Here is a 26,262-nt window from a genome sequence, read left to right as displayed (position 1 = left end):
AGCAAAATAAAAATTAAAAAACAAGGAAATCATCATAGACAGAGGGCTACTTTCTTAATATACACATCATATGACTACTGGCATTTACCGTCGAAATAAGATGCTGGATCAGCCCCCTGGTTTCATCATCAAAATCCGCTATCATTTTTAACCCCTCATCTTTTAAATAATCCCTGGTCAAAGACATCATATCCATGTCTAGCTTTCCGGGGGTTTTTATCTGCAGAACTTTATAATTGCTCCTTATAGCAAAATGGGTGATATTGAATGTATTAAAGGCATTAAGATGCAAAGGAGGAAAAATACTGGGTGCAATTAACCTGTATGAATTATAATCAGAACTGATTTCCTCTAAACCAGCTGAATTAGGAGTAGTAAATATCATTAATCCATCTGGTTTCAGAATGCGGTATAAGTTTTTCATAAATGTAAATGGATCTGTCAAGTGTTCAATTAGCTCAAAATGTACAATGATATCATAATTCCCGGTATGTTTTTTAGTAAACTCCTCAGCATTTGAACAAATCAAATTCAGTTCATTATCCACATTGTTCTCAATTGCATTCCTATCTACATCGATTCCATATAACTCCACATTCTTATCGGGTAATTCTTTTTTTATGGCTTGGTTTAACTTTGATAAAAAGGAACCAGATCCACACCCTATTTCAAAAACCTTTAAATTACCGGCCGGATTTTCGCTGATATGCTTCAAAACTTCTTTGACTCTATCATCCATGATATAATTGTCAGATTTGGCATGCCTTTTTTTATATAATCTATCCAGGAGCATATTACATTTTGAATTCTTATAATAATCATCCAGAGCCTCGATATCAGGACAAGGATTTACATATAATGAGTTGCACTTATTGCATTTACTGATTCCGTATGTATTATGAAATTTTTCTGAGTCTGTATAGTCGCCGGAGCCGCAAAAAGGACACTCTCTCAAAAAGAATCTTCCATTATACCTTTTATAGATGTCAATTGCATCTTCTATACGCTGATTATACATTTCTTCGGCTTCCTCCAAACTCCTATTTGAAGAAAACTTAACTAACCGATATTTCTCCATTTCAGCCCTCCTGAATACTACATGACCGAGGCAAGTACATTTATCACATCATTTCTACTCAAAGCCACGGGATTATTATCCATTCTGCCCTCTGTGAAAGCTTTATCAGCCATAAATATAATGTCTTTCGAAGATATCCCATATGCAGATAGCCTCAAATTAATTACCCCTTCACACACACTATCTACCCATTTCTTAATGCCACCGCATTGACTAAACAATGCGAATAGCTCTTTATCGTTAGGAAAATGACCTCGATTGATCTGTCCAACTGCATCCAAGGTTATAGAAGCTGCCAAGCCATGCGGTATATTATATAGCATAGTAAGTGGATAAGATATAGAGTGACAAGCAGTTGTTCTGGTTTGTGAAAAAGCTAATCCTGATAATACCGACGCTCTGCAAAGCCTCTCTCTGTAAAAAATATCACCGGGTGAATCAACTGCTTTTCTGAGGTTGGCTATTATTATCTCTGCAGCCCTGTAAGCGATTTCCTGAACAAGCGGGGTAGTATGTTTTGACCAATATGATTCAATCGCGTGACACATCGCATCTAATCCGGTAGCAAGTGTTGTCAGGGGGGGTACAGATAACGTTAACTCCGGCGTAACAATCGCTTTTTTGGGTCTAAGCATAGCATGATCAATAGAAAACTTGCCCCTCTTATCCTGATCCCAAATTGTAGCCCACTGCGTTATTTCCGATCCGGTTCCTGCCGTAGATGGTACCGCTATGATATTAATAAATCCGGTTTTTTTATACTTTTTACTTTCGATAATTTCTGTTAAATCCTCTATCTTATAACGATTATTGTTTTCTGGATCATGAAATAAGCTTATTCCTTTTGCAAGATCTATACTGCTTCCTCCGCCACAAGCAATAATTGCATCAACATTCCGGGCTCCGATCTGCTGTAGAGAAAACAGTATATCTTTTTGAGTCGGGTTAGACGCCAACTGTTTTATCCAAGTAAACGAGCCTTTTAATGACAAACATCGATTTTTTAACTCTCCGATGAGGGAAGCCATTTCCCATGCGGAAACCAGCTTTTTATCCATTATCAATACGATGTTTGCTTCGCCTAAAGCAAGAAGGTTCTGCTCCAGCCCGCACTTATCGGAAAACGAAATAGCCGTACTGCAAAAGGGTTGGGAATCCATAATCTTCTCCTCTAATATGTCGGCCTCTACATCTTCAGCTAATAGTTCTCAGGAATTAAAGTTATTATTTCATTGATTGACATACACATATCATCGGCTTCCTTGGCTCTATGATTAGTCAATATGATTTCTGCTGTCTTCTGCATGGCGGGGAAGCCGCTACGGGTTAGATGATTTGCATATATGACAATATTGACACCGCGCCTGGCAAATTCTTCTTCCGTTACAGTGTTAAACGAAGTAGGAACAACTACCAATGGTGTAACTGTATCCTTGGCTCTGAATTTTCCGCAGAATTCAAATATTTCTGCAGGGTCCTTTTGCCTTGAATGAATCATTATTCCGTCAGCTTTCGCATCAACATATGCAAATGCTCTGACTAGCGCATCATCCATACCCTTTTCTAATATCAGACTTTCAATTCTTGCTATCAGAAAAAAATCTTTGGTTTTTAAGGCCGCTTTACCCGCTGCAATCTTAGCGCAGAAATTATCAATGCTATCTTGGGTTTGTTCAACATCGGCGCCAAAAAGCGAGTTTTTCTTAAGGCCTGTTTTATCTTCAATAATTGTAGCCGACACACCCATGCGTTCCAAAGTTCTAATATTATATACAAAATGCTCAGTCAATCCGCCCGTGTCACCGTCTACAATAATTGGCTTAGTAGTCACATCCATGATTTCATCCACTGTACGTAATCGGGTAGACATATCCAACAACTCGATATCGGGTTTACCTTTGGCGGTTGAGTCGCACAAACTGGAACTCCACATAGCATCAAACTGATAAGTTTTGCCGTCTTGTAAAACAGTTGTTTTTTCGGCAATTAATCCGGTGATTCCGCTATGAACTTCAATCGCGTTAATCAAGGGTTTCATGGCAAGCAATTGCTTTAATCTTCCCCTGCGCATATCTGGTATGGCAAGTTGTTCCCTCTGATGAAGCTCTAATTTTTCGTACTCTTCATTTTTAGTGTACGGATATTCAATGAGCTCTCCGCCATATTCCCTTAGTATCTTTATTACTTCATCCCTGATAGGCCTTTGAAAACCTGTTACCCAATTATCACCGTGGACAACATAGTCCGGTTTGAGCCTGCGCAGATTTTCGGCATGGCTTAACGTATTTTGCGGTATTACTCGGCTTACGCCTTTAATGTTTTCAATTATTTTCACTCTTTCCTCATATTTCAGAACCGGGAAACGTCGATAGGTTGCCACCACCTCATCGGTTAACATGCCGATGGTTAATTCACCTAGCGCAGCCGCTTTTTGAATTATTGCCGTATGACCGCCATGAATTATATCCGTACTAAAACACATATAAACAGTTTTGGTATCGCTGCTCAAAACTGCTCCTCCTTTAATCTCAACTTTTGACAGATTGAAGCTAAATCCTGTGGTGTATCAATTTCCGCACAAAGGCGACTCTTGAAATCCAGAGGGTACATATGACACTTATCTGACACTTCATTGAAAGCATCTTCAGCATAGCAGTCCGCTTGTCCCTTTTCACAATATAAGATAATACGATCCAACCAAATTTTCCAATCATCCTTGCAGATTTTATATAAGGGCTGTGCTGCAACGGCATTATCGAAAAACTCAATTCCTATTTTTTCCACCAAGCCATCTTTGATAACTGCTTTAAAGTCCTTTTGGGGTAAAGCAATGGTTGAGCTTACAGTCACGCAGCTGTTATTTTGTCGCAGCATATCTTCCAGTACCTCAAAAGCAAATACTAAATCACCGTGCATTAATACAATATTATCATTCAGATGCTGCCTAGCCAGGTAAATGGAATAGATATAGTTGGTTTCAGCATAAACAGGATTTATAACAAAAGTATAATCAATAGGTAACTTTAGGGAGTTACAGTAATCAACTAGCACATTATTGTAAAACCCCGTAGTCATTACTATATCTGTGACACCGCATTTATGTAGAAATTTCAGTTGACGGCTAAGTATGGTATCCCCTTCTTTAATTTCTGTCATGCACTTGGGATGTTTACTGACCAGTTCACCCATTCTTTTACCCATACCTGAGTTAAGCAGCAAAGCCTTCATCTAAGAACACTCTCCAATATAATCCATAAACACTGTTTTGTTTTCTATGGGGGTAATAGCAGGCCTTCCCAGGTCTTTTCTTGAACCTATTGCCGATTTTACCTCTATAAAAATCGGGCCTTTTTTCCCCTCTATTTCAGACAAAACAATCTGCAGCTCTTTTAAATCACTTGCATGATATGAAGCCTTATACCCACAGCCTAAAGCAATCTGCTCAAAGCTAATAGCATCAGCTGCAGTAGGTTGTCCCCCTACGGATTCATGGGCGCCGTTATTTATAATTACGTGAATATAATTCAGCGGGGCTTTTTCACCTATAACAGCCATGGCTCCCAGATGCATTAAAGCCGCGCCGTCTCCATCGATGCACCATACTCTTTTATTGGGCTTGTTAAGTGCAATGCCTAAAGCAATTGACGAGCTGTGCCCCATGGAACCAACTGTCAGGAAATCATACTTATGTAATTGCCCCTTCTTTTCTCTTATTTCAAATAACTCCCGCGATGTCTTACCGGTAGTTGCTATAATAATATCATCTTGGGCTGCTTCGGTAATAAAATTGATGATTTCTTCGCGTAATATTGAACTATTATTCTTATAAATTACTTTTTCAGAATAGGATAATCCGCCTTGCTTAATAACCAAAGCCACACTTTTCCCCGAATTAAGCAAAGATTTAAACACATATAACTGCTTCTCTAGATCTTGTTCGGTGGTTTGCCGGTCTATTACCATACAGGCAATGTCTAATACTTCCAGCATTTTTAACGTAATTTCACCTTGGAATAAATGCTGCGGCTCATCATGTACGCCCGGTTCCCCTCTCCAGCCGACTATAAAAACACACGGAATTGCATAAACCTTATCGTTTAGCAGTGAAGTTACGGGATTAATAATATTGCCCAGGCCGCTATTCTGAAGATACACACAGGGAATTTTACCGGTGGATAAATAATATCCTGCTGCCAATGCCACCGCATTTCCTTCATTGGCAGTTATAATATGATTAAGAGAAGATACTCCAAAAGTATTTATTAAATAATCACATAATGCTTTTAACTGAGAATCTGGAACCCCGGCGAAATAATCAACCCCGATTTTTTTTAACTGAGCGGTCAGTCTTAAAACATCCATTTAAGAGCCTCCTGAATTCTGGCGATTCACAAAAATCTCAGCTTATCACATTTGCTTGTAATTTCTCATTCCGTTTTAACTCAAGCAATCGCACCGTTAAATCCAAAATCAAACCTGCAGCTAACACAATATATAAGTAATAGATTTCATTTAATATTAAAAAAAGAGAAATCAGCAAATCTATATTCCCTAAGTCCATACCTAAAATGAAACCTCTATCCATGAAATACTTTTTTAATCCCCTTCTTTCAATGGTTTTTAATCTACTTAATCTCGGAGTAATATAATAGGCCGCGATAATCGCATATAAGTTTACCAATAGAATTACTAAAACAATCAAATATAAAGGGATGCTTTTGATTCCAATAAAAATAAAAATTAACGTATAAAAAACCCTGTCGTTAATATCATCCAGCTTGGCGCCAAATTTACTCTGCATATCCTTATATCTAGCCAGACTTCCATCTAATGTATCTAAAATCACAAATATTTGTATACCTATTGCTGCTATTAAAAACTGCTCTTGATATGCTAAATAATATATCAACAAAGAAAAAAAGCAGTTGAATATGGTTATCATATTGGGAGTTAGAAATGTTTTAGACAGAACAGGCAGTATTGGTTCTATGATTTTAACTCTATAAAAATACTCGGTCAAATACATGGTATTATCTTTTCTTTTATATTGATTTCCTTCCATATTTAATTACCCTCTTGATTAATCCCGTTTTTTCCGTGCCACTGCCCACATATGTGATGACAGAAGATTATCAGCCAGAAACTGTTGGAATAAATCTGCTATATTGTCCCACTGATTTATTAATATCTCCTTTAGAAACGGTTGGGTAGAAATATCATATTCACCGGCAAGGATCTTTTTTCGTACCAGTTCGGCATCTAATTTTCCCGGAGTCAGTACCTGCATTATTTCGAAACCGCAATCACTTAATAAGTTAGCGAGAGAACATGGGTTAAAATAATTAAGGTGTTCATTATCTACCGAATCAGAAAGCTCCTGCAGAGTCATAATATCGAAGCCTTTAATGTTAGGACAGGTTATAATAATAAATCCGCCGGGCAGTAGTATCGATTCACAGGCTGATAAAAACTCGCGCGGGGAAAAGAGATGCTCTATTACTTCGAAACTAACTACAATATCAGTCTTTAGTCCTTCCAATGAAACTTTCTCTATGGGAAGTTCTATGACCTCCAGCCCTTTGCTGCGACAGGTATTGGCCAGATCGGGAGTAGGTTCTACGGCTATTATTCTCTTAAAAAAATCCCTTGCAGACATTTCCTCACAAAAAGTACCGAATCCAGCTCCTACTTCCAGCAAACAATCGCGCCCTACATCATATTGCCGACAAATATCTAATATGCGATCCACCCGAGGCTTAAAAATCTTTTCTCTGCGATTCGATTCGGAAGCCGGAAATATATATTTGTTCCAATAAGCATAATTTTCCGATTCTTTATAATAATAGTCCAAAATTTCCGGAGTAGGACGGGGATTAATGTATACAGTCTCACAATTGATACACTTAGTAAAATCAAGCTCATATTTACTGAATTGATATATCGATTCAGGCGAACCGCATGCGGGACAAGGTACGCTTATAAATTTATTCTTATATTTGATCAACCTGCGAATATCATTTTGTACGCATTGTGCCTTTTCTTTCAATAAATGTGCCGGACGAATTTCTTCTTCATTTAATTTCGAAGAATATTTCAAATTTAATCCTCCCTCAATCAGCTGCTCATTATCAATTTATTGGGATTCGTCAAAATCTTCACCTACCTGAAATTTCGGAATCCATTTTGTTTCATCCTTAGCAAAGAGCTTTTTATTTATAAATTTTTCGGTTACTCTCCAGAATTCTTGCGTACTAATGTCGATATATCTACAGAACTGCTCTATGTATTGCTGCCCGCATTTCCCATCGTATTCCCTTACATACCACTTTGCATCATCTCTTGTTAACCGCCCTTCCCGGATATCATAGCAGGCTTCGTCGGTGGCAAAGCCAAAACCGAATTTATAGTATTTAAGCATTTGGTTTACAATCTGCATATCGGAGTCAACTGCCGAGTATCTTCTGTAGCGGCCGATATCGTAAAGGCTTTCCTGAGTTCTTCCCCCGATGCCTCGTGCAACAGCAAAATCAGTATTATGGGTATTCGACCACTCTCTTACATAATACTGCAAGTAAATTGCCTTTATATTTTTTTGGATTAATCTGTTTTTATCAGGAAATTGATACATAAATACATCTTCCGGTTTTATGTCGTCGTCAAGCCAATCACTGGCGTTGCCTCCCGCCAATGTATTGCCTTCATTTACATTTAAAGCGTTACCGTCTGCTCCCAGGCCATTTACCACTCCAAGCGTAAGGGCCGCGTTTTCGCCCTGGATAATAAGAGGAATATCGAATTTATCCGCAATTATATAAGCTGACGCATACAATGGATACTCGGACGGCTTAATAGGGTTTCCGAATTCATAAAAAGCGCGCCTGGTAAGTTTTTTCATTATTCTGGGATCAGGCCTCAGGCTAATCATATCAAAACCCCATTGGACAAGGTTTTCAAGATTGTTACGCCCTACCTCGGTAATATTGTCGGGTGCACAGTTGACCAATAAGGGGTTTAAGCCTAACTTCTCTTTGGCATAAATAGCTTGAAACGTACTATCCTTGCCCCCGCTTACCCCTACAACGCAGTCGTATGTCTTGGCATTAGCTTTAGCCCAGGCGGCAATTGCATGCAGATCCTTTTCTCTTTTTTCCCAATCAATCTGTTTCTTGAAATCTTCATATAAACATGCATTGCAAATACCGTCTTCATTAAATTTAATATCGGGTCTTGTATCAGGTTGTAGACATCTTCTGCAGTATTTCACCTAAACCCTCCCCTTTGTAATAGCATTTAGACCCCGGTTGATTTTTCCTTATTTATTGATTTTGTTTTTTCAATAAAAACCAATTCAAGTCGTCCTGCGGAAAGTTTATATCCCTGCGGTAGATAAATCCATAATCCACCAATTCCAGATCCGGATAACCATCCAGCATTTCACCAGCAAAATCCCGCTTATATAATTTTCCTTTATTCCCCCGATAATCAACTTCAACCGGTTGGGGATTATAATATTCAGCCAGACAAATATAACGGCTGCTGCTTGCATGCAAAACCCTATAGGCCTGAGGCAGCATTTCCGGAGCAATATGTATCAGCAAGCCCTTGGACAATACCAGTTCCCGTTGATAGTCTACCGAAAAATCCAGCATGGATTGCCGGTATATTTTAAGGTTCTCAATAGTCTCCAATTCCTTTACCGCTTTTGGGTTAATCTCTACCGCCGACAATTCAACCGCAGGCAGCAGATTTCTTAACGCCAGCAGATTTAAGCCCCGGTTGGCGCCAAATTCCAAAATGCTTTTCACCTTATGGGTTCTGGCCATAACCGATGCAAATAGAGCTGTGTTGCCGGCAATAAGCTGAGAACCTCTATTTCTTTCGGTATAATCGTCACCGAATTGACCTGCCCAGAACTCCTCCTGTTCAGTTTTATATCCGCTCATTTCTACACCTCGCCATTTATACTTCTTTTTGATGTACCGCAGCATTGATCTCTGCCCATTCCGGATGTTCATTCAAAAGATTAAGAACGTCCAACCAGGTAAACCTGCTGTTAACCGGATAAAGTTCCTGCAGGATAAGCTCAATAAGCTCGAAATCCTCCTTGGTGTCCACCGTCCACCGGTGTTGGCTGTAATCTTCGGCACTACCGGAATTCGCCAAGCAAAACCTTTCTGGATGCCTGTACATATAAAGAGTAACATGCTCTCTTTCCGGCCGTTCTTTAGCCTCTTTATATGCCTTTTCCAGGGCTGACCATGAAAAAACCTCGGTATCCAGTCCCCGCGGATAAGTTCGTTTCAGAGTATTGGATACATAATCATATCTTTTGAAGTTGCTTAAATATAACGAAATTACTTCATCCATTACCTCAGGATCGATGAGCGGACAGTCTGAGGTAATACGGACTATATTGTCTGCTTTGCTCTCTTGCGCGGCAAAATAATACCTTGCTAAAACATCCTCTTCCGGCCCTCTAAAACAGTTTATTTTCAGCCTTTCACACAATTGGACAACGGGCAGGTCACTGTCGTTTGCAGTCGTTGCAATAACAATATCATCTGCCTGCCTGACCTGACCCAGCCTTTCTATCTGATATTCCAGCAGGGGCCTGTTCAGTACCTCATATAGTATCTTGCCGGGTAAACGGGTGGAGGTCATACGCGCCTGTACAATGATGACGGTCTTCATCTGTAAAATTCTCCTAATCATAATCTAAGAACTATACCGATGTTCTTATAATGTAATAATTTTAAATACACCTGACCTGAATATTGCCCCCGCTGTCAAATCTAAATTCATAGCTTTTGGCGCCACAGTCAAACATGTAATTACTGCCCCGGCTGAAATCAGTATCGGCGCTGTTCTTTTGCATATTCCCCCCATGATTTGTAAGCATCCGGTCAAACAACTCGATATCCGTTTGCGATGCCTCCTTGTCTCCTGCTGCCATACGATTATAGAACACGGTATTGTACTGCTGTAATATCTCCACACAACGGTCTTTATCATATATGGATGCAACCCCGTTGTCCTCGGAATGGAAAATATGATAGCAGCTCTCTGAATGGACCCGGTGTTTTTCACATAAAAGGCTGCGAATCATGCGGTGGCTGTCGGAAAAATATTGCGGTGATGATTCATTTTCAATAGTCCAGGGGTTGTTGCAGGCAGAAGCAATATAAAATTTCATATCGTTATTCAGGTCGAAGCTAAACAGGTAGTCAGGTTCCATAATCTCTCCGCTTACCACATGTTTCAGTTCAACCCGCGAATAAGCTTCCCGGTCTATGATGGCTGAAAAAGTATGGGGGGCATATTTGCCCATTAGCAAGGCTATGTAAGCCCCGTAGCGTTTGCCGAAGGCTAATATCTTCCGCGTATTAAGCTTATACCGCTGCAGCACCTCGCCTAAAACCTGAAGGCAGTCAATGGCCGGTAAGAATCCCCATGATTGATACTCGTCCTTACCGGTTATTAAATGGGGTTGACATCTAATATCCAGGCTGGTGATCCCCTTGGAGATAACCGCTTCAGCAATTATTCTATATAGGTCAACCGCGCTTTGAACTCCGGTGAAGCTTTCCAGAGTTAAGTTCATATTATATATTCGATTGATATTGTGGAGGAAACTGGGCCGAAGTTGGATTTGACTGTTGCGATAAACCCCAAAATAATTGACTCCAACCGCAATGCAGTTCAGCTTGTCGGCTAGATAAGGTCTAAGTTCGTTTTGCTGATAATCACTGTCAGCCAGTTCACCCAGTTCATTTATAACCATAATCACACCCGTATCAGAATTTATCCCGGTATCCGGCAGAGTGAAAAATGCCTCTATTTCTTCCCGTTCCATACCCAGCTCTATATCGGGATGTGGGTTTAGCTTGATTATCGTATTCCCGGTCATCAAAGAATCCTCCATTTATAAATTCCTGTTTTTGTTTCCATTTAGCTAAAAGGTATCGTCAAAATGCCCTCTTGCTCCTGATCAAGCTTTGGCGACTTAACGGACGCGGCTGCTTTCCCGGCCAATCCCTGGCTATTGACGGCAACCGTGAAATTTGCTCCCTCGAATTGTTTTTCTCCGCTATTGCCCCTGAGTTCCCGCTCGGTTATATTTTTGATTATCTTTAAGTACCGACTGCTAAGGTTGTATAAATTAGTCTCATAAAAGAACCCTGCTTCCGGATCCTCTATTTTACCATCGAAATTATAGAATATACCAACCTGATAAAATATTAAAAAGCGATTCAACATAGGTATGACAACCTGTTGATAAAAAGCATTCTCCTGCAACTGCCGGTTAATTTCCTGAACAGCAAGCATATTGTCCTGCAGACGGGCATCTTTGGCATCTGTTTCTAATAACCGGTGCAAATGGTTGAGCTGGTCACGCTTATTGTCGTTAATATTCTCCAGCTTATCTATCTCATCCAGAACATGCTGGTAAAAAGCATTGATATCAACGTCTCCGTAAATATCCTCTTTACTGCCTTGGTTAAGGGCCTCTTCAATTATCTTTTGAACATTACAATCTGCGGTTGCAATATAGCGGTCAATCACATCTCTAAAATCGCGGTTTTCTATTCCGGGCATACCCAGGCCAGCTTGAGTGGCATTAATAATGGTATGGCTATTCCGGTACTTCAGGTTCAAAAGCTCCATGTCCCGCCTTACGGCTAAGTAACCGGGAATAGTATATACCCTTTCCCCATTGATGTCAGTAGCCTCCTGCAGTATTTTACGGGTTGATTCAGGCAAAGAGTCCTTTTGTTTTCCCGCATGTGACTTATTATCGTAATAGCATAAGTCCTGACCGACCAGAATAATGGGATTGCAGCCCAATCTAACAGCAAAATCCACTGCTGTTGAAGATACGGAAGCATGGTCGCTTACGGTATCCACCGGTAAATTAAGATAATGCTGATAGTACTGGGCAATAAAATCGTTGCTGATCGTCACTCTGAGCAAACGGTTGGGGAATACTCTATCCACTTCGGGATGCAGGCGGTATGAACCCACCAGCGTTTCTACAGAACTATCCCTGAATATGTCAGCCTCCGCCTTTTGGGAATCCATAGCTATTGCAACATGAGCTTTTATCCCTTTCTGTTTGCATATACGAGCCCCAGTCCCCGGAGCTATGATCAGGGCTTTATCCTGTATTTCTTTTAGCTCGTCAATTCTGTTTTCCAAAGACGGGCCCGCCGATACGATAACAGCCGGTATGTTTTCAAATTTATTATTTAAAACAGCAGCATCAGGCTGCTTTTTAGCTATGGACATCAACTGGTTTTCCGTCCATTCATTTAAAAAATAATTGATGGTATTGGTGCTGGACAGGAATGCCATTTTCTCATCGCTGAATATCCGGCTTATCTCCTGATAGACCTCGCTGTATATACTGCGGTAGGACATATGATAGACAAACTTTACCTTACGCGAGGTCATTACCTGCCCCATTATCTGGGGCATAATCTGCCGGACATCGTTAAATATGCTGAGAGATACAGCCCTCTTCTTTAAGAGCAGTTCCAGATCACGCCATTTCAGCATTTCTCTGAATATATTATTAAAAGGCTCCAGTACTAGGACCTTACGATATCGAATTTTCTGCTTCTGTATATAATCCAGGCAATACCCCATGCCCAGGCCAAATATAATGAGAATCTGTTCCGGATCGTCCGCCTCCCGGAACAGCTCCTGCATTTCCCGGTCCACATTATAAGTGCTGTGTAAAAAACAACTGCATGACGGTGACTGTAAAAAAAATTTCTCATCGTTTAAACTGGAAATCTTCAGGCTACTGTAGGTATAATCTACGTAAACAGCTTTTTTGTAGAAATCGGGGAAATGCCTTTTTAATAATTCGGAGTTTTTAATCCACATTTTCATGTATTATCTTCCTTGTCAGACAAATCCAGCAATTGTTCGAGTTCATATTCCATAATATCAGCCACCAGTAAATAATCCTGCTTCTGCAAAGCTTGCAGACTGGCCTGCATAATTTGATTAAACCTTTGCACCCTGCTGACATCATTCAGGTCAAAAGCCGGCGTCTCAATAATGGTTGTCAGTAATTCACTGAGCTTTGCAGGAACTACCGCTATATTATAATCAAAAATATCTTTTTGTAATTGCCGGATTTTTTCCTGCAGCAAATTAATTACCTTCTTTACTTATCCCATCAGGACTTACTTTATAAAAAACTGTAGCGGAAAATAGCATTCCGCTACAGTTAAATAGATTAAAATAACTATCTGAGTAATTGCAGCACGGTCTGCGGCATCTGATTGGCCTGGGCCAGCATGGCAGTCGCTGCTTGCTGCAGGATGTTGTACTTGGTGAAGTTCATCATCTCTTTAGCCATGTCGACGTCGCGGATACGGGATTCGGACGCGCTCAGATTTTCTGAAGTTACCGACAGGTTGTTGATGGTGTGCTCCAACCTGTTCTGCAAGGCGCCAAGCTTGGCTCTCTCTGAGGATACCCGGTTGATAGCCAGGTCAAGCTTACCAATAGCTATATTGGCCTGCTCGTTGCTGGTCACCAGGATGTTATTCACACCCAGCGCCCGGGTACTCATGTCCCCGATACCTACACCGATGTCCTGCTTCTGATTGGCCCCGATATGGAAAACGGTAGTATTGTCGGAGATATGGATAAACGTGGATTCCTGGTTGGCAGCTCCTCCGGTCATTATGAACTTTTTATTGGTGTCATCCCAGGTTACCTTTACCCCGGCATTGGATGAGAACTGTACGTCCACATCCCTGTGAACTACACCAATAAGGTTATTACCGGATATATTTACGCCTTTGGCCAGAACCGTTTGGGAATGGGCTTCTTTGACATCAACCGAGAACTGAGTCTCAGTGGCTTTCTGAATACTCTGCAGGCTCAGAGCTCTTAGTATCGGGTCGTCGCCGATAAAGGTAATCTTACCGTCGTTACCAGATATCGCTGACCGGATAATATAAGTGCCCGGAACCACCTGCAACCCTTCGGTTCCAACTCCCCAGGGGTCATAGCTGACAAAAGCATCACGCCCGACCGAAGAATCAACTACATACTTCTGCCCCAAGCCATTATAAATGGCTTCGTTCAGTTTATCCTTGACATCCTTAATGGTATCGGTATCGAAAAGGGTGACATAGGACTTCTGCCCATCGCCCTGTACCAACTGGAGAGTCTGGGGATTGGCCAGGATAAAGTTACCGGAACTGTCCCAGAATTCCTGGATATCATATAGCTTGGTGCTCTCCAGGGCAATTTCTCCTACCCGCTCAATCTTGGTAGCCTGGAAAGAAGCCCGAGCAACGCTCAGGTTTGCACCTGATGCTGTACCTGCGAGACTTTGAGATGCATTCTCAATCCTCATATCCAGGAAGTAGCTGACATTTACTCCGGTCATACTGCTTCCGGCTGACCCCAATTTCAATGCCATCACCGCATCATAGACATCCTGAACCGTAGTATGCATGGCGCCTGAATCGGCTTGACCTGTTTTCCCAATCTCCAGGGTTATATTGATTACAGCAGTTCCACCGCTCATATGACCGGCTACTGCAAATGATTCACCATTTAGCCCGGATGCATAAGCGATGTTAAATGCTACACCAGTCAACAGTACTCCGTTGGGTCCAGTGAAGTCCTGCAGTACAGCTACGGATAATCCTGCAGCATTACTCGATAGCTTGGAATAAGCACCTACGCCACCACTGACGGTCACCGTCTCATGTTTAATCCTCATGATATCGGTCTTCATTACCTCGGCCTGTCCGGGTGTTGCGGTAATCTTGAGTTCATAGTTGCCGCCGCCGGGAGCCTTCTGTCCAAACTGATCCAACTGACGCAGGCCGTCGCGCATAAATACACGGGTGCTGATCTTGTCGGTAGAAGTCAGCGCGGAACTGGTGCCATCCAGCAGGTTCTTGGTGTTGAACTGGGTGGTACCGGCAATGCGGTCGATTTCAGAAGTCAACTGGTCGATTTCCTTCTGAATCTGGGTGCGATCCTGGGAAGTGTAGGTGCCATTGGCAGATTGTACCGCCAGTTCCCGCATCCTCTGCAGGATGGCGTGGGTTTCGTTCAGGGCGCCTTCAGCCGTCTGGATAAAAGAGATGCCGTCCTGGGCGTTGCGGCTGGCCTGGTCCAGACCTCTGATCTGGGAGCGCATTTTTTCGGAAATGGCCAGTCCGGCGGCATCGTCAGCAGCGCGGTTGATGCGCAGGCCGGAGGACAATTTTTCCAGAGCTTTGGACATTCCCTGATTGTTGAGTACCAGCTTGTTATAGGTGTTCAGCGCCGGTATATTGTGGTTAATAATCATTTGTTCTTACCTCCTTGTAATTCAAGCTCCCACTTCCCTGTGGGGCTATTTAACAGCTACGCCGGGGCGACCGAGTCGTTTAGTATCGACCTTTAAACCAAACACCTCCTCCCCACTATTCAAGAACAAGGCTTCTTTTTTCATTCTTCAAATGCGACGAGAGCCCACTTGGGTAGCTATTATTTTATATCGTTATTTGACTCCAGAAGTTTAATCTTTTCTGTAAATGAATTACGGGGATTTTATAGCGATTCTCTCTTGTTTTAAGCAATTACAAATAGATTTTTATTAATCAATTTAAAAAGTTTTTAAAAGGCAACTACTAAACATTAAAAACAACCAAAGCTTGCTTTTAGGTTTAAGCGGGTTTTGGCATTTTCAAAAAATAAGTTGTCTAGAAATATTTCTTCAATGAATTTGAAATATGTAATAAATAGTACATTAATTAAAAATTATAACCATTAAAGTAAAATAATGATATATTGTATTAATAGTACCCTATTGTACAGTAGGGGGTGATAGAAGGCGAACAATAAATACTAAGGTAGATTCTATCTTGAACAATACAGTTTGGGAGGATAAAAACTATGAGGAGAAATACATCAATACTTTTAGCTATTATTCTAGTATTAACGATATTGGCCCCTATAGGGGTATTCCCGACAAGTAGTATGAAAGCAACGTTTAGCACAAAACCAATGATAGCTGCTGGCAGTTACCACAGCCTGGCCCTAGCTAATAATGGCAAGATCTTAGGATGGGGATATAATAGCGATGGCCGGTTAGGCAACGGAACAACCACCCAAAAAAATACTTTACCAGTACATGCCTCCAGCTTATCCGAAGTGACTGCTATAGCCGCCGGCGATATCCACGGCATGGCAATAACCAGCGATGCCAAGGTTTGGAGTTGGGGCCTTAATACCAATGGGCAATTAGGCAACGGCACAACTACCAACAGTACTACACCGCTACAGGTATCCAACCTATCAGGAGTTATTGCTATAGCCGCCGGCTATAGTCATAGTATCGCCCTGTGCAGCGATGGCAAAGTTTGGAGTTGGGGAAAGAATACCAACGGTCAATTAGGCAACGGCACAACCACTCAAAGTACTGTAGCTGGACAGGTATACAACAGTTTATCGGCAGTTACAGCTATAACCAGCGGAGATTACCACAGCCTAGCCTTAACTAGTGATGGCAGTGTATGGAGTTGGGGAAAGAATACCAATGGTCAATTAGGAAACGGCACAACCACTGACAGTGCTATACCGGTACAGGTATCCAATCTATCAGGAGTTATTGCTATAGCCGGTGGAGACGCCCACAGTATGGCTCTAACCAGTGACGGCAATGTATGGTGTTGGGGGAAAAATACCAATGGTCAATTAGGAAACGGGACAAGTACTGACAGTACTGTACCAGTACAAGTATCGAACTTATCAGGCGTAATCGCAATAGCTGCTGGCAACGCCCACAACCTGGCATTAACCAGTGATGGCAAAGTGTGGGGCTGGGGATATAATGGATATGGCGTACTAGGAAACGGAACAACCACAGCTAGTTCTGTACCGGTACAGGTATCCAACTTATCAGGAGTTGCTGCTATATCTACGGGTAAATACCACAGCATGGCAGTGACTAATAATGGCGATGTCTGGTGTTGGGGTAATGGTGTTAGTGGTGAATTAGGCAACGGGGCAACCACCAGCAGCAATGTACCAGTGCGGACCAGAAATAGTACGGATACGGGATACCTTACTTTAGGAGCGGTAATACCACAAGTTCATGTAACCTCCGTAGAATTAGATAAAAGTACTATAACTTTGGCCGTTGAAGCAACCGATACCTTAACGGCCACGATATTGCCGGAAAATGCTCCTGTCCGAGCGGTTACTTGGTCTTCCAGTGATGAAGCTGTAGCCACGGTAGATACTACTGGCACAATAACCGCCATAGGCCCAGGTTTGGCTATCATTACGGTAACAACCGTAGATGGCAATAAAACGGCTACTTGTAATGTAACAGTTATAGGGTTTAGCACAAAACCGATGATAGCTGCTGGCAGTTACCACAGCCTGGCCCTAGCTAATAATGGCAAGATCTTAGGATGGGGATATAATAGCGATGGCCGGTTAGGCAACGGAACAACCACCCAAAACAATACTTTACCAGTACATGCCTCCAGCTTATCCGAAGTGACTGCTATAGCCGCCGGCGATATCCACGGCATGGCAATAACCAGCGATGCCAAGGTTTGGAGTTGGGGCCTTAATACCAATGGGCAATTAGGCAACGGCACAACTACCAACAGTACTACACCGCTACAGGTATCCAACCTATCAGGAGTTATTGCTATAGCCGCCGGCTATAGTCATAGTATCGCCCTGTGCAGCGATGGCAAAGTTTGGAGTTGGGGCCTTAATACCAATGGGCAATTAGGCAACGGCACAACCACTCAAAGCACTGTAGCTGGACAGGTATACAACAGTTTATCGGCAGTTACAGCTATAACCAGCGGAGATTACCACAGCCTAGCCTTAACTAGTGATGGCAGTGTATGGAGTTGGGGAAAGAATACCAATGGTCAATTAGGAAACGGCACAACCACTGACAGTGCTATACCGGTACAGGTATCCAATCTATCAGGAGTTATTGCTATAGCCGGTGGAGACGCCCACAGTATGGCTCTAACCAGTGACGGCAATGTATGGTGTTGGGGGAAAAATACCAATGGTCAATTAGGAAACGGGACAAGTACTGACAGTACTGTACCAGTACAAGTATCGAACTTATCAGGCGTAATCGCAATAGCTGCTGGCAACGCCCACAACCTGGCATTAACCAGTGATGGCAAAGTGTGGGGCTGGGGATATAATGGATATGGCGTACTAGGAAACGGAACAACCACAGCTAGTTCTGTACCGGTACAGGTATCCAACTTATCAGGAGTTGCTGCTATATCTACGGGTAAATACCACAGCATGGCAGTGACTAATAATGGCGATGTCTGGTGTTGGGGTAATGGTGTTAGTGGTGAATTAGGCAACGGGGCAACCACCAGCAGCAATGTACCAGTGCGGACCAGAAATAGTACGGATACGGGATACCTTACTTTAGGAGCGGTAATACCACAAGTTCATGTAACCTCCGTAGAATTAGATAAAAGTACTATAACTTTGGCCGTTGAAGCAACCGATACCTTAACGGCCACGATATTGCCGGAAAATGCTCCTGTCCGAGCGGTTACTTGGTCTTCCAGTGATGAAGCTGTAGCCACGGTAGATACTACTGGCACAATAACCGCCATAGGCCCAGGTTTGGCTATCATTACGGTAACAACCGTAGATGGCAATAAAACGGCTACTTGTAATGTAACAGTTATAGGGTTTAGCACAAAACCGATGATAGCTGCTGGCAGTTACCACAGCCTGGCCCTAGCTAATAATGGCAAGATCTTAGGATGGGGATATAATAGCGATGGCCGGTTAGGCAACGGAACAACCACCCAAAACAATACTTTACCAGTACATGCCTCCAGCTTATCCGAAGTGACTGCTATAGCCGCCGGCGATATCCACGGCATGGCAATAACCAGCGATGCCAAGGTTTGGAGTTGGGGCCTTAATACCAATGGGCAATTAGGCAACGGGACAAGTACTGACAGTACTGTACCAGTACAAGTATCGAACTTATCAGGCGTAATCGCAATAGCTGCTGGCAACGCCCACAACCTGGCATTAACCAGTGATGGCAAAGTGTGGGGCTGGGGATATAATGGCCATGGTGAACTAGGAAACGGAACAACCACAGCTAGTTCTGTACCGGTACAGGTATCCAACTTATCAGGAGTTGCTGCTATATCTACGGGTAAATACCACAGCATGGCAGTGACTAATAATGGCGATGTCTGGTGTTGGGGTAATGGTGTTAGTGGTGAATTAGGCAACGGGGCAACCACCAGCAGCAATGTACCAGTGCGGACCAGAAATAGTACGGATACGGGATACCTTACTTTAGGAGCGGTAATACCACAAGTTCATGTAACCTCCGTAGAATTAGATAAAAGTACTATAACTTTGGCCGTTGAAGCAACCGATACCTTAACGGCCACGATATTGCCGGAAAATGCTCCTGTCCGAGCGGTTACTTGGTCTTCCAGTGATGAAGCTGTAGCCACGGTAGATACTACTGGCACAATAACCGCCATAGGCCCAGGTTCGGCTATCATTACGGTAACAACCGTAGATGGTAATAAAACGGCTACTTGTAATGTAACAGTTACAAAGTTTAACATAAAACCGATGATAGCTGCTGGCAGTTACCACAGCCTGGCCTTAGCTAATACTGGCAAGGTCTGGGGATGGGGATATAATAGCGACGGCCGGTTAGGCAACGGAACAACCACCCAGGACGTTACTTTACCAGCACATGCCTCCAGCTTATCCGAAGTTATTGCTATAGCCGCCGGCAATACTCACGGTATGGCAATAACCAGCGATGGTAAGGTTTGGAGTTGGGGAAAGAACGACCATGGACAACTAGGCATAGGAACGACCACCAATAGTTTTGTACCGGTACAAGTACAAAACTTACCTGAAATTACTGCTGTCGCTACCAGCGAGGATTTCTGTTTAGCCCTAACCAAAGATGGTAAGGTATGGAGCTGGGGAAATAACGATTATGGTCAACTAGGTATCGGAACAACCACCAATAGTTCTGTACCAGTTCAGGTTCCTAATTTATCAGATGTTACTGCTATTGATGTTGGTGCCATGCACAGCATAGCCTTAACCAAAGATGGTAAGGTGTGGAGTTGGGGATTTAATAATTCTGGTCAACTTGGCAATGGAACAATCATCAACAGCAATGTACCAGTACAAGTCAATGACAGTGCTGGTACAGGATATATTAACTTAGGTGCAACGCAATAGCCTAATATTGCTATAGGTTAAATACGAGTTCAAATAATACTTCTGTATAACAATAGATACTACCGAAAAAGTAACCGTTGTAATACTGAGGGACTAAAAACTATTGAGATCATCTCTTCTGGTGAGCCGGGATGTAACCCTCTGTCCGGCCTGCAAAAGATGTAAATTAGAGGGTTAAAACTAAATAGATTTCTAACAAGCCCCTGATTTGGGAGAGGGGAGGGATGCTCAAAATGAGGTATTTTAAAGCCCATTATGTAAGGTAAGGGCGAAGCTATATGCTTTTTACCTTTAAAGGGAGGAACGAAAAGATTAAAAGATCCCATAGTCTTCCACACACGATTTCCTTCTTCTAGGGCAATCGGAAATTTTGCGCGGGTTACACTTACAACTGTTAGCTAACGTTTGAGCCTTATTTACGCGCAAAACTTCCGATTGAACCCTTTGAGAACCGTCCCCATTCGCACATTCAGAGAATCTGCGGCTTCATTCAGGATTGAAGATATAGGGAAACACCAACTAAAAATCAACATTAATAATTCTAATACCTTATCTTTTAAGAGGTTTGCTGTGAATCCAGGCCGAGTTTCTGCATCAGCCACTGACCCTGCATATTGGCCCTCTGCACGGCTTTTTCCAGGGCGGTAAACTGCCGCCAGTAGCGCTCCTCCAGCTTTTCCATTCTTTCTTCCAGGATATCGATACGTTCATCTATACGGGTAATATCTTTGGTGAGAAAACTGTTGTCATATACGGCGTCACTGGCGCCGGCCTTGGAGTTTATGCTGGTTACCGCATTGCTCAGGGTATTAAAAAGCTTCGAAGCGATGCCCACGTCATAAGTCTTGTACTTCCCGTCTTCCTCCAGTACGGTCTGGGTGCGATTAAACAGATTCATGACTTCGACCGGATTATCCTGCAGCGCCTGGCGCAATTTGTCTTCGTCTTCAATAGTCAATTTTCCGTTATCCTTACTGCCGGTAACGTAGGCCGAGCTGCTTATGCCTATGGCGCTCAGGCTCTGATACTTCAGATACCTGACATCCTGGGTAGGGCTGATAAGATTGGATTTGGGGGTGTAGGTACCGGTACCAATACCTAATCTCAGCGTATCTTTCAGGAACAGGTTTCCATCGGCAACCACTTGTAAAGATGCAGCCGGACCTTTATCAACCGTAGCCAGAGTAAACCGGTTATCGGAGTAGCCGGCCACGATTCCGGTTGCGGCAGTATCGGCATTTATCCCATTCAATACATCCTTCATATCATCCGTACTGCTGTCGAAACTGTAGGTATGATCTACACCGTCCTTGCCCTTCAGGGTAAAAGAAACTGTTCCGGTAATCCCAAACTGTTCGGCTAAAGTAGGGGCATAGGAATTTATATCCGATTTACTGGCCAGGGTAACCCCGGGTTCCAGAATTTTGACTGCTTCACAGTTTGTCAGCATGCCGTTGGCGGTCATTCTGATATCGGATGCTATCGAGCCCAACAGGGATTCACGGTTCATGATGCCCTTTTTGGCCATCTCTTCCCATTTTTTTATCTGGTCTTCGCTCATCTCTTTTTTCTGGTCATCGGTTAAGGGCAGGTATTTGAAACTATGGCTGGCCTTATCATATTCACGCCGTTCATTGAGCTTTAGGTTAATATTCTCCATTATCGCGTTGTAAGCTTCGACAAAAGCTTTAATCTTTTCTACGGCCGTGTCAATATCCTGGCTGACAGTCACGGTAACTGTTTCTCCGGCTTTTTTAAGGTCAAAGTTAATGTCGTTAAGGGTAAACTGGTTGGATTTGAATTCGATTCCGGCGGCTCCATCATAATCAATTGAAGCATTTGTCCCCCGGTATTCGCCCACATCCAGGCCCAGTTTCAACGTAGTTTTCAAAAAAGCGCCAGCATCGGCTTCGACTTGTATGACCTCATCCGCCCCCTTATCAACCGTAGCCAGTACAAATCGGTTGCCCGCAGCAGAATATCCGGCGCTGATTCCGCTGGTGGAGGCATTGGCATTGATGGCATTAACCACGTCATTTATGTTTTTGGTAGCGGTGTCGAAGCTGTATTCATGAGATACGCCATCTTTACCCTTCAGGGTAAAACTAATTGTGCCGGTAAGCCCAAATTGTTCACCCAGATTATCCTTATACTCCGCAATTTCAGAGGTGCTGATGCGGGTAACCCCGGCCATCAGGCTGTTGACCTTGATAACATGGGTACCGCTCAGAGCGTTGGCAGTGGCAGTGGCGGTGAGCACGGAATCGTTACTGCTTTCAACCTTCTTGCCGGTAAAGGTTGAGGGCAGCTTCAAGTCAGCTAGACTATTACGGAAAGACAAAAGTTTGAGATTGGTCTCCCGATAGCTGTCCCGCCGCCATTCCAGAATCTGTTTCTGCTGCTTCTGGCGGTCGATCTTGCTTGCTTCAGCTTTGAGCATATCCTTGATTATGCTTTCGGTGTCCATTCCGCTCAATAATCCGCCTATACGTATACTCACGGAAAACTCCCTCCCTATTCGGTATTCTTTTTATATTCCTTAAGCATTAGCAACTGGTCTTTCATTTTCTCCAGATTTTCTATGGCTTTGCGGTTCTCCGCCTGTATCTCTTCGTAAATCTCCTTGCGGTATATGCTTACCTCCCGCGGCGCGTTGATCCCTATCCTTACTGCATCACCCTGTATATCAATTACACTTATCTCAATGTTGTCAGCAATTACTATGGTTTCGCCTTTTTTCCTGCTCAATACCAGCATAGCTAACGACCTTCCGCCGCACTGGCCGCCTGGACCGGCTGTTCCTGCGGGAAAATACGGTGACGGGTGGTGTATTTGGTGCTGACAGCAATATACTGCATAGCTTTCCTGTTTTCAGGATTGATGATAATCGGCGCCAGGAGATTGGCAGTAGTTAATTTAAAATCATCCGGTACGGTAAGAACAACGTAGACCAGCATGGAATTATCGTGGTCAATTCCCAGTTTGCGCAGTTCCTCATCTGCAACTTCGATTTCATAACGCGGAAAAAACACAAACGGTTCCGCCAAAAGGAGGCACAGGTCCCGGCTGCAGACAGATTGCAAATAATAAAACGGTCCTTTTTCCTCCATGGGTATTAGCACAAACTGCTTTTCTTCTTCAAAAGCCGGGATACCCTCGGTAAAATCGAGTATATAGTTTTCATCAATTTCCAGCTCCCCCAGTAAAGCTGTCTGAATCTTCATTTTAATCTCCCTTCCGCTGGTTTCTTAGAGGTTGGGTTACAAAGTTTCGTAGTTAGGGAATAGGATTTCCTATTATATTTAGGCCACCGTGTTATAATTCTCACCGGCATATCTGATTTCTACATAGTTTTTTTGTCTGAGGTAAACCTCAACCTTACCCCGTTCCAGATTGGACTCTACCCTGCCCTGACGAAGCCTGACATCTGCATCAGCAGGCTGGTAGTCGATTTTTACCGGATAAATATCGAATCGGATATCAGGCCGCTGCTGGGGTATAGCCTTGGCATCGAAGACGTAATTGGTATCCAAGCAAGTAGCGGCAATATCCGCTATGGATGTTCCGGTGATTTGCGCCAGGGCATCTCCCTCGGAAACAACCTCGCCTACTCCTTCCATAAAGTCGGATAAAGCCTGGGAGGCTATATAATCCCTTAGAATCTCGGGAGATCTCAGCCCGGCATCGGCAAAGCATTTGCTCTGGTCGATATGCAAATCCGGCCTTGGCGATTCCATCGTAAGCTGTCCCGGTCTGGTCTTCATCTCCAGGCGAGGATGTGATGTATGCAGACGAATAGCCGGATCTTTAATGTTCAGACCTATCCGGGCATACTGCTGGTGGATCTGTAAATGTACCATCAGAGATTTCACCCCCCGTTATTTAGTGGGGCATTGGGGACTAGCGCAGGAAGTCCACCAGGGTAGGTGTTATTATTCTGGCTCCGGCAGCAAGTGCGGCTCGATATATGTTCTCCTGCATTTTCAGCTCCATAATAACCTGCGCCATATCGGCATCCTCATTCTGGGATAGTAAGTCGGTCAAAGACTCCTGGGTTGATGTCAGCCGGCTCTCCTGCAGCTCCAGACGGTTGATGCGGGCTCCAAGCGTGGAACGGTGGTACAGAAGCTCCTGCATCCTGGTATCTGCTCCGGCCAACTGGTCACCTACCTGGGGGAGTATGCCTGCCTGTATTTTGTTAACCAGGTCGTCCATGTAGCCCAATATGCCTGCCTGGTAGTTAAATTCCGCTGCTGCGGCAGCAGTACCCAGGGTATTGGCCTGCAGGCTGAAGCTTCCATCCTGAATCAGACCGGTTTCCTGATCCATGGTAAAAAATCTGAGATCGCTTATTCTATTATCCAGGGTAAGCGGGTTAAAAGCAAAGCTATGCGAACCATGCCCGTTCTGCTGACCGTCCAGGTTCTTAAAGCTATATTCGGCGGTTACCTTTTGCGCATCCGGACCTGCGGCTGCAGCTGAAAAAGATATTATCGTCTTGTCCCCGGCTACCAGTTGCGGGTTGCGGGCATCTGTCCCCCCCAGGGCGCCGGTACCGGCGTTCCATATGACCAGGTCATCGGGAAAGCCTATATCAGCAGCATTAATTGTAAAGATTGCATCGCCAGCTCCTGCCTCCATATTAAGCTCTATATCGTTCAGGCTGATCTCCTTATGCTGTCCGTCCAGGGTATATATATGTCCCTTGATATCTGCAGTTATCTTTGATACTCCGTGGTACTCCCATTCTCCGCTGGTCCCGTTAAAGGTCGCCTGGGCGGGAATATATTCATTACCCTGGGCGTCATAGAGCCTGCCCAGACCATTATCCAGGATAAGGGTGTCTCCGCCTGCCGCAGGGGAACTGCCGGTATTGATAGTAATACTTGTTCCACCGGTTGAACTGCAGTTATAGGTAACGGAGTCTATGGCTCCGGTTCCGGTATAAGTGAAGTTCCCCGTAAGGTCGTCACCATCACTCAGGGGTATCAGATTGCCAGCGGCATCTTTACGATACAAGGGCTGATCCACCGTAAAGGTCAGGCCGTTCTGGTCACTGCCGGGACGTACAAAAAAGTGGGGGGCATGGTCAACCTGTTTTACTTCAACCGCGAGTGAACCGCTATAGCTGGCATCGGTGGCGCCAGCCGCACTCCCCGCCCCTAACGCGGCAGCGGTTTGGGCGTTTTCATAGAAAAAACTTCGGTTCTTGGCCACAGCATGCAGATAGCTCTGTGATTCAATAGCGGAGGAGTTGAGGAAAGTACCTATTTCCGTGCCCAGCTTGTACTGCCCTTCTCTCAGATTATAAGCCGTGAGCTTGCTGATGCCTGAAGCGGCAGCTATCCCTTTGTTGAATTCCATACGCCCCATGAAAAATTCTTCCATCTGCGGTATATTAATGGCGGTTTTTACGCCAATGCCTACCTCCACCTCCAGGAAGTCCTGGTTTCCGCGCCAGCGGCCATTGTAGAAAGGGGCTTCCGTTACATTGGTGCCGGCAAAAATATGCTTGCTGCCATAAGTAGTATTGGCAATAATTTTCAGCTGCTCGTTTAACTCTTTGAGCTCTTTGGCTACGGCGCTATGGGCATCAGGGTCATTGGTTCCGGTTGCGGCCTTTACTACCAGTTCCCTGGCTTTCTGCATAATCTGATTCACATTATAAAGGGCGGCATCGGTAGTCTCCAGGAAGCTTACCGCTTCGTTAATATTGGACAGGTATTGCTCGCCCTCATTCAAGGTGGTGCGTAAGCGCAGGGCCTTCACCAGCCCGGCCGGGTTGTCCGAAGGGCGGTTCAATTTTTTTCCCGTTGATAATTGGCGCTCGAATTCATCCAGCCGCATCATATTGGTATTAAGATTTCTTCTCAATTCATTGGTGAGCATCTTATTGGTTATACGCATTTTTCAGCCCT

General features: G+C 43.7%; 19 protein-coding genes and 2 pseudogenes. 1 reads left to right on the top strand and 20 read right to left on the bottom strand.

Going from position 1 to position 26,262, the window contains the following annotated elements; all coding sequences use genetic code 11:
• Window positions 1–46: 46 nt before the first annotated feature.
• The 15 genes and pseudogenes from ACU70B_RS01435 to ACU70B_RS01365 all read right to left on the bottom strand — a co-directional run.
• Window positions 47–1,078: a class I SAM-dependent methyltransferase gene (locus ACU70B_RS01435; RefSeq protein ID WP_447184587.1), complete on the bottom strand. Its 1,032-nt coding sequence runs from the start codon at window positions 1,076–1,078 to the stop codon at window positions 47–49.
• 17 nt (window positions 1,079–1,095) lie between these two features.
• Window positions 1,096–2,238, bottom strand: a complete 1,143-nt coding sequence (locus ACU70B_RS01430; protein WP_447184586.1) for a phosphonoacetaldehyde reductase — start codon at window positions 2,236–2,238, stop codon at window positions 1,096–1,098.
• A 38-nt stretch (window positions 2,239–2,276) separates the two neighbouring features.
• Window positions 2,277–3,560 (bottom strand): phosphoenolpyruvate mutase, encoded by a 1,284-nt coding sequence (gene aepX, locus ACU70B_RS01425; RefSeq protein ID WP_447185680.1) that lies wholly within the window; start codon window positions 3,558–3,560, stop codon window positions 2,277–2,279.
• 23 nt (window positions 3,561–3,583) lie between these two features.
• Window positions 3,584–4,306, bottom strand: a complete 723-nt coding sequence (locus ACU70B_RS01420) for a phosphocholine cytidylyltransferase family protein (protein ID WP_447184585.1) — start codon at window positions 4,304–4,306, stop codon at window positions 3,584–3,586.
• Complete coding sequence (gene aepY / locus ACU70B_RS01415; protein ID WP_447184584.1) at window positions 4,307–5,440, bottom strand: phosphonopyruvate decarboxylase; 1,134 nt, start codon at window positions 5,438–5,440, stop codon at window positions 4,307–4,309.
• A 37-nt stretch (window positions 5,441–5,477) separates the two neighbouring features.
• Window positions 5,478–6,140 carry a CDP-alcohol phosphatidyltransferase family protein gene (locus tag ACU70B_RS01410; protein WP_447184583.1) on the bottom strand — a complete coding sequence of 221 codons (663 nt, stop codon included), beginning with the start codon at window positions 6,138–6,140 and terminating at the stop codon, window positions 5,478–5,480.
• Between the two features lie 18 nt (window positions 6,141–6,158).
• A complete protein-coding gene (locus tag ACU70B_RS01405) occupies window positions 6,159–7,175 on the bottom strand; it encodes a class I SAM-dependent methyltransferase (protein ID WP_447184582.1) in 1,017 nt (338 codons plus the stop codon).
• A gap of 36 nt (window positions 7,176–7,211) precedes the next feature.
• Window positions 7,212–8,342 (bottom strand): N-acetyl sugar amidotransferase, encoded by a 1,131-nt coding sequence (locus ACU70B_RS01400; protein ID WP_447184581.1) that lies wholly within the window; start codon window positions 8,340–8,342, stop codon window positions 7,212–7,214.
• A 52-nt stretch (window positions 8,343–8,394) separates the two neighbouring features.
• Window positions 8,395–9,021: a pseudaminic acid biosynthesis-associated methylase gene (locus ACU70B_RS01395; protein WP_447184580.1), complete on the bottom strand. Its 627-nt coding sequence runs from the start codon at window positions 9,019–9,021 to the stop codon at window positions 8,395–8,397.
• Between the two features lie 16 nt (window positions 9,022–9,037).
• On the bottom strand, window positions 9,038–9,769 hold the full coding sequence (locus tag ACU70B_RS01390; RefSeq protein WP_447184579.1) for a cytidylyltransferase domain-containing protein: 732 nt from the start codon (window positions 9,767–9,769) through the stop codon (window positions 9,038–9,040).
• 61 nt (window positions 9,770–9,830) lie between these two features.
• Window positions 9,831–10,985, bottom strand: a complete 1,155-nt coding sequence (locus tag ACU70B_RS01385) for a DUF2920 family protein (protein WP_447184578.1) — start codon at window positions 10,983–10,985, stop codon at window positions 9,831–9,833.
• Window positions 10,986–11,026: 41 nt separating this feature from the next.
• Window positions 11,027–12,973 (bottom strand): motility associated factor glycosyltransferase family protein, encoded by a 1,947-nt coding sequence (locus ACU70B_RS01380; RefSeq protein WP_447184577.1) that lies wholly within the window; start codon window positions 12,971–12,973, stop codon window positions 11,027–11,029.
• The gene (locus ACU70B_RS01375; protein ID WP_447184576.1) at window positions 12,970–13,239 is read right to left on the bottom strand and encodes a DUF8042 domain-containing protein; all 270 of its coding nucleotides are present in this window, start codon (window positions 13,237–13,239) and stop codon (window positions 12,970–12,972) included. Before ACU70B_RS01375 ends, ACU70B_RS01380 begins: the two co-directional genes overlap by 4 nt.
• A 95-nt stretch (window positions 13,240–13,334) precedes the next feature.
• A pseudogene (locus ACU70B_RS01370) lies at window positions 13,335–13,625 on the bottom strand (flagellin); the annotation flags it as partial.
• A 1,367-nt stretch (window positions 13,626–14,992) separates the two neighbouring features.
• Window positions 14,993–15,410, bottom strand: a pseudogene (locus ACU70B_RS01365) (flagellin N-terminal helical domain-containing protein); the annotation flags it as partial.
• A 587-nt stretch (window positions 15,411–15,997) separates the two neighbouring features.
• Between ACU70B_RS01365 and ACU70B_RS01360 the strand changes: the two are divergent.
• A complete protein-coding gene (locus ACU70B_RS01360) occupies window positions 15,998–20,344 on the top strand; it encodes an RCC1 domain-containing protein (protein WP_447184575.1) in 4,347 nt (1,448 codons plus the stop codon).
• 556 nt (window positions 20,345–20,900) lie between these two features.
• On the opposite strand, the gene fliD is transcribed toward ACU70B_RS01360, so the two are convergent.
• The 5 genes from fliD to flgL all read right to left on the bottom strand — a co-directional run bounded on the left by fliD (window position 20,901) and on the right by flgL (window position 26,251).
• A complete protein-coding gene (gene fliD / locus ACU70B_RS01355; RefSeq protein WP_447184574.1) occupies window positions 20,901–22,844 on the bottom strand; it encodes a flagellar filament capping protein FliD in 1,944 nt (647 codons plus the stop codon).
• 14 nt (window positions 22,845–22,858) lie between these two features.
• On the bottom strand, window positions 22,859–23,101 hold the full coding sequence (csrA, locus tag ACU70B_RS01350) for a carbon storage regulator CsrA (RefSeq protein WP_447184573.1): 243 nt from the start codon (window positions 23,099–23,101) through the stop codon (window positions 22,859–22,861).
• A gap of 2 nt (window positions 23,102–23,103) precedes the next feature.
• Complete coding sequence (fliW, locus tag ACU70B_RS01345) at window positions 23,104–23,568, bottom strand: flagellar assembly protein FliW (protein WP_447184572.1); 465 nt, start codon at window positions 23,566–23,568, stop codon at window positions 23,104–23,106.
• A 78-nt stretch (window positions 23,569–23,646) separates the two neighbouring features.
• Entirely contained in the window at window positions 23,647–24,204 is a 558-nt protein-coding gene (locus tag ACU70B_RS01340; protein WP_447184571.1) for a DUF6470 family protein, read from the bottom strand.
• 40 nt (window positions 24,205–24,244) lie between these two features.
• Window positions 24,245–26,251, bottom strand: a complete 2,007-nt coding sequence (gene flgL, locus ACU70B_RS01335) for a flagellar hook-associated protein FlgL (RefSeq protein WP_447184570.1) — start codon at window positions 26,249–26,251, stop codon at window positions 24,245–24,247.
• Window positions 26,252–26,262 lie beyond the last annotated feature (11 nt).

This window comes from Syntrophomonas curvata (assembly GCF_052976825.1).
This window is presented reverse-complemented; position numbering and strand designations above follow the sequence as displayed.

Excerpts from the sequence above, each read along its gene's own strand:
- ACU70B_RS01435 (WP_447184587.1), bottom strand. The coding sequence starts at position 1,078 with ATGGAGAAATATCGGTTAGTTAAGTTTTCTTCAAATAGGAGTTTGGAG.
- ACU70B_RS01430 (WP_447184586.1), bottom strand. The coding sequence starts at position 2,238 with ATGGATTCCCAACCCTTTTGCAGTACGGCTATTTCGTTTTCCGATAAG.
- aepX (WP_447185680.1), bottom strand. The coding sequence starts at position 3,560 with ATGTGTTTTAGTACGGATATAATTCATGGCGGTCATACGGCAATAATT.
- ACU70B_RS01420 (WP_447184585.1), bottom strand. The coding sequence starts at position 4,306 with ATGAAGGCTTTGCTGCTTAACTCAGGTATGGGTAAAAGAATGGGTGAA.
- aepY (WP_447184584.1), bottom strand. The coding sequence starts at position 5,440 with ATGGATGTTTTAAGACTGACCGCTCAGTTAAAAAAAATCGGGGTTGAT.
- ACU70B_RS01410 (WP_447184583.1), bottom strand. The coding sequence starts at position 6,140 with ATGGAAGGAAATCAATATAAAAGAAAAGATAATACCATGTATTTGACC.
- ACU70B_RS01395 (WP_447184580.1), bottom strand. The coding sequence starts at position 9,021 with ATGAGCGGATATAAAACTGAACAGGAGGAGTTCTGGGCAGGTCAATTC.
- ACU70B_RS01390 (WP_447184579.1), bottom strand. The coding sequence starts at position 9,769 with ATGAAGACCGTCATCATTGTACAGGCGCGTATGACCTCCACCCGTTTA.
- ACU70B_RS01385 (WP_447184578.1), bottom strand. The coding sequence starts at position 10,985 with ATGACCGGGAATACGATAATCAAGCTAAACCCACATCCCGATATAGAG.
- ACU70B_RS01380 (WP_447184577.1), bottom strand. The coding sequence starts at position 12,973 with ATGAAAATGTGGATTAAAAACTCCGAATTATTAAAAAGGCATTTCCCC.
- ACU70B_RS01360 (WP_447184575.1), top strand. The coding sequence starts at position 15,998 with ATGAGGAGAAATACATCAATACTTTTAGCTATTATTCTAGTATTAACG.
- csrA (WP_447184573.1), bottom strand. The coding sequence starts at position 23,101 with ATGCTGGTATTGAGCAGGAAAAAAGGCGAAACCATAGTAATTGCTGAC.
- fliW (WP_447184572.1), bottom strand. The coding sequence starts at position 23,568 with ATGAAGATTCAGACAGCTTTACTGGGGGAGCTGGAAATTGATGAAAAC.
- ACU70B_RS01340 (WP_447184571.1), bottom strand. The coding sequence starts at position 24,204 with ATGGTACATTTACAGATCCACCAGCAGTATGCCCGGATAGGTCTGAAC.
- flgL (WP_447184570.1), bottom strand. The coding sequence starts at position 26,251 with ATGCGTATAACCAATAAGATGCTCACCAATGAATTGAGAAGAAATCTT.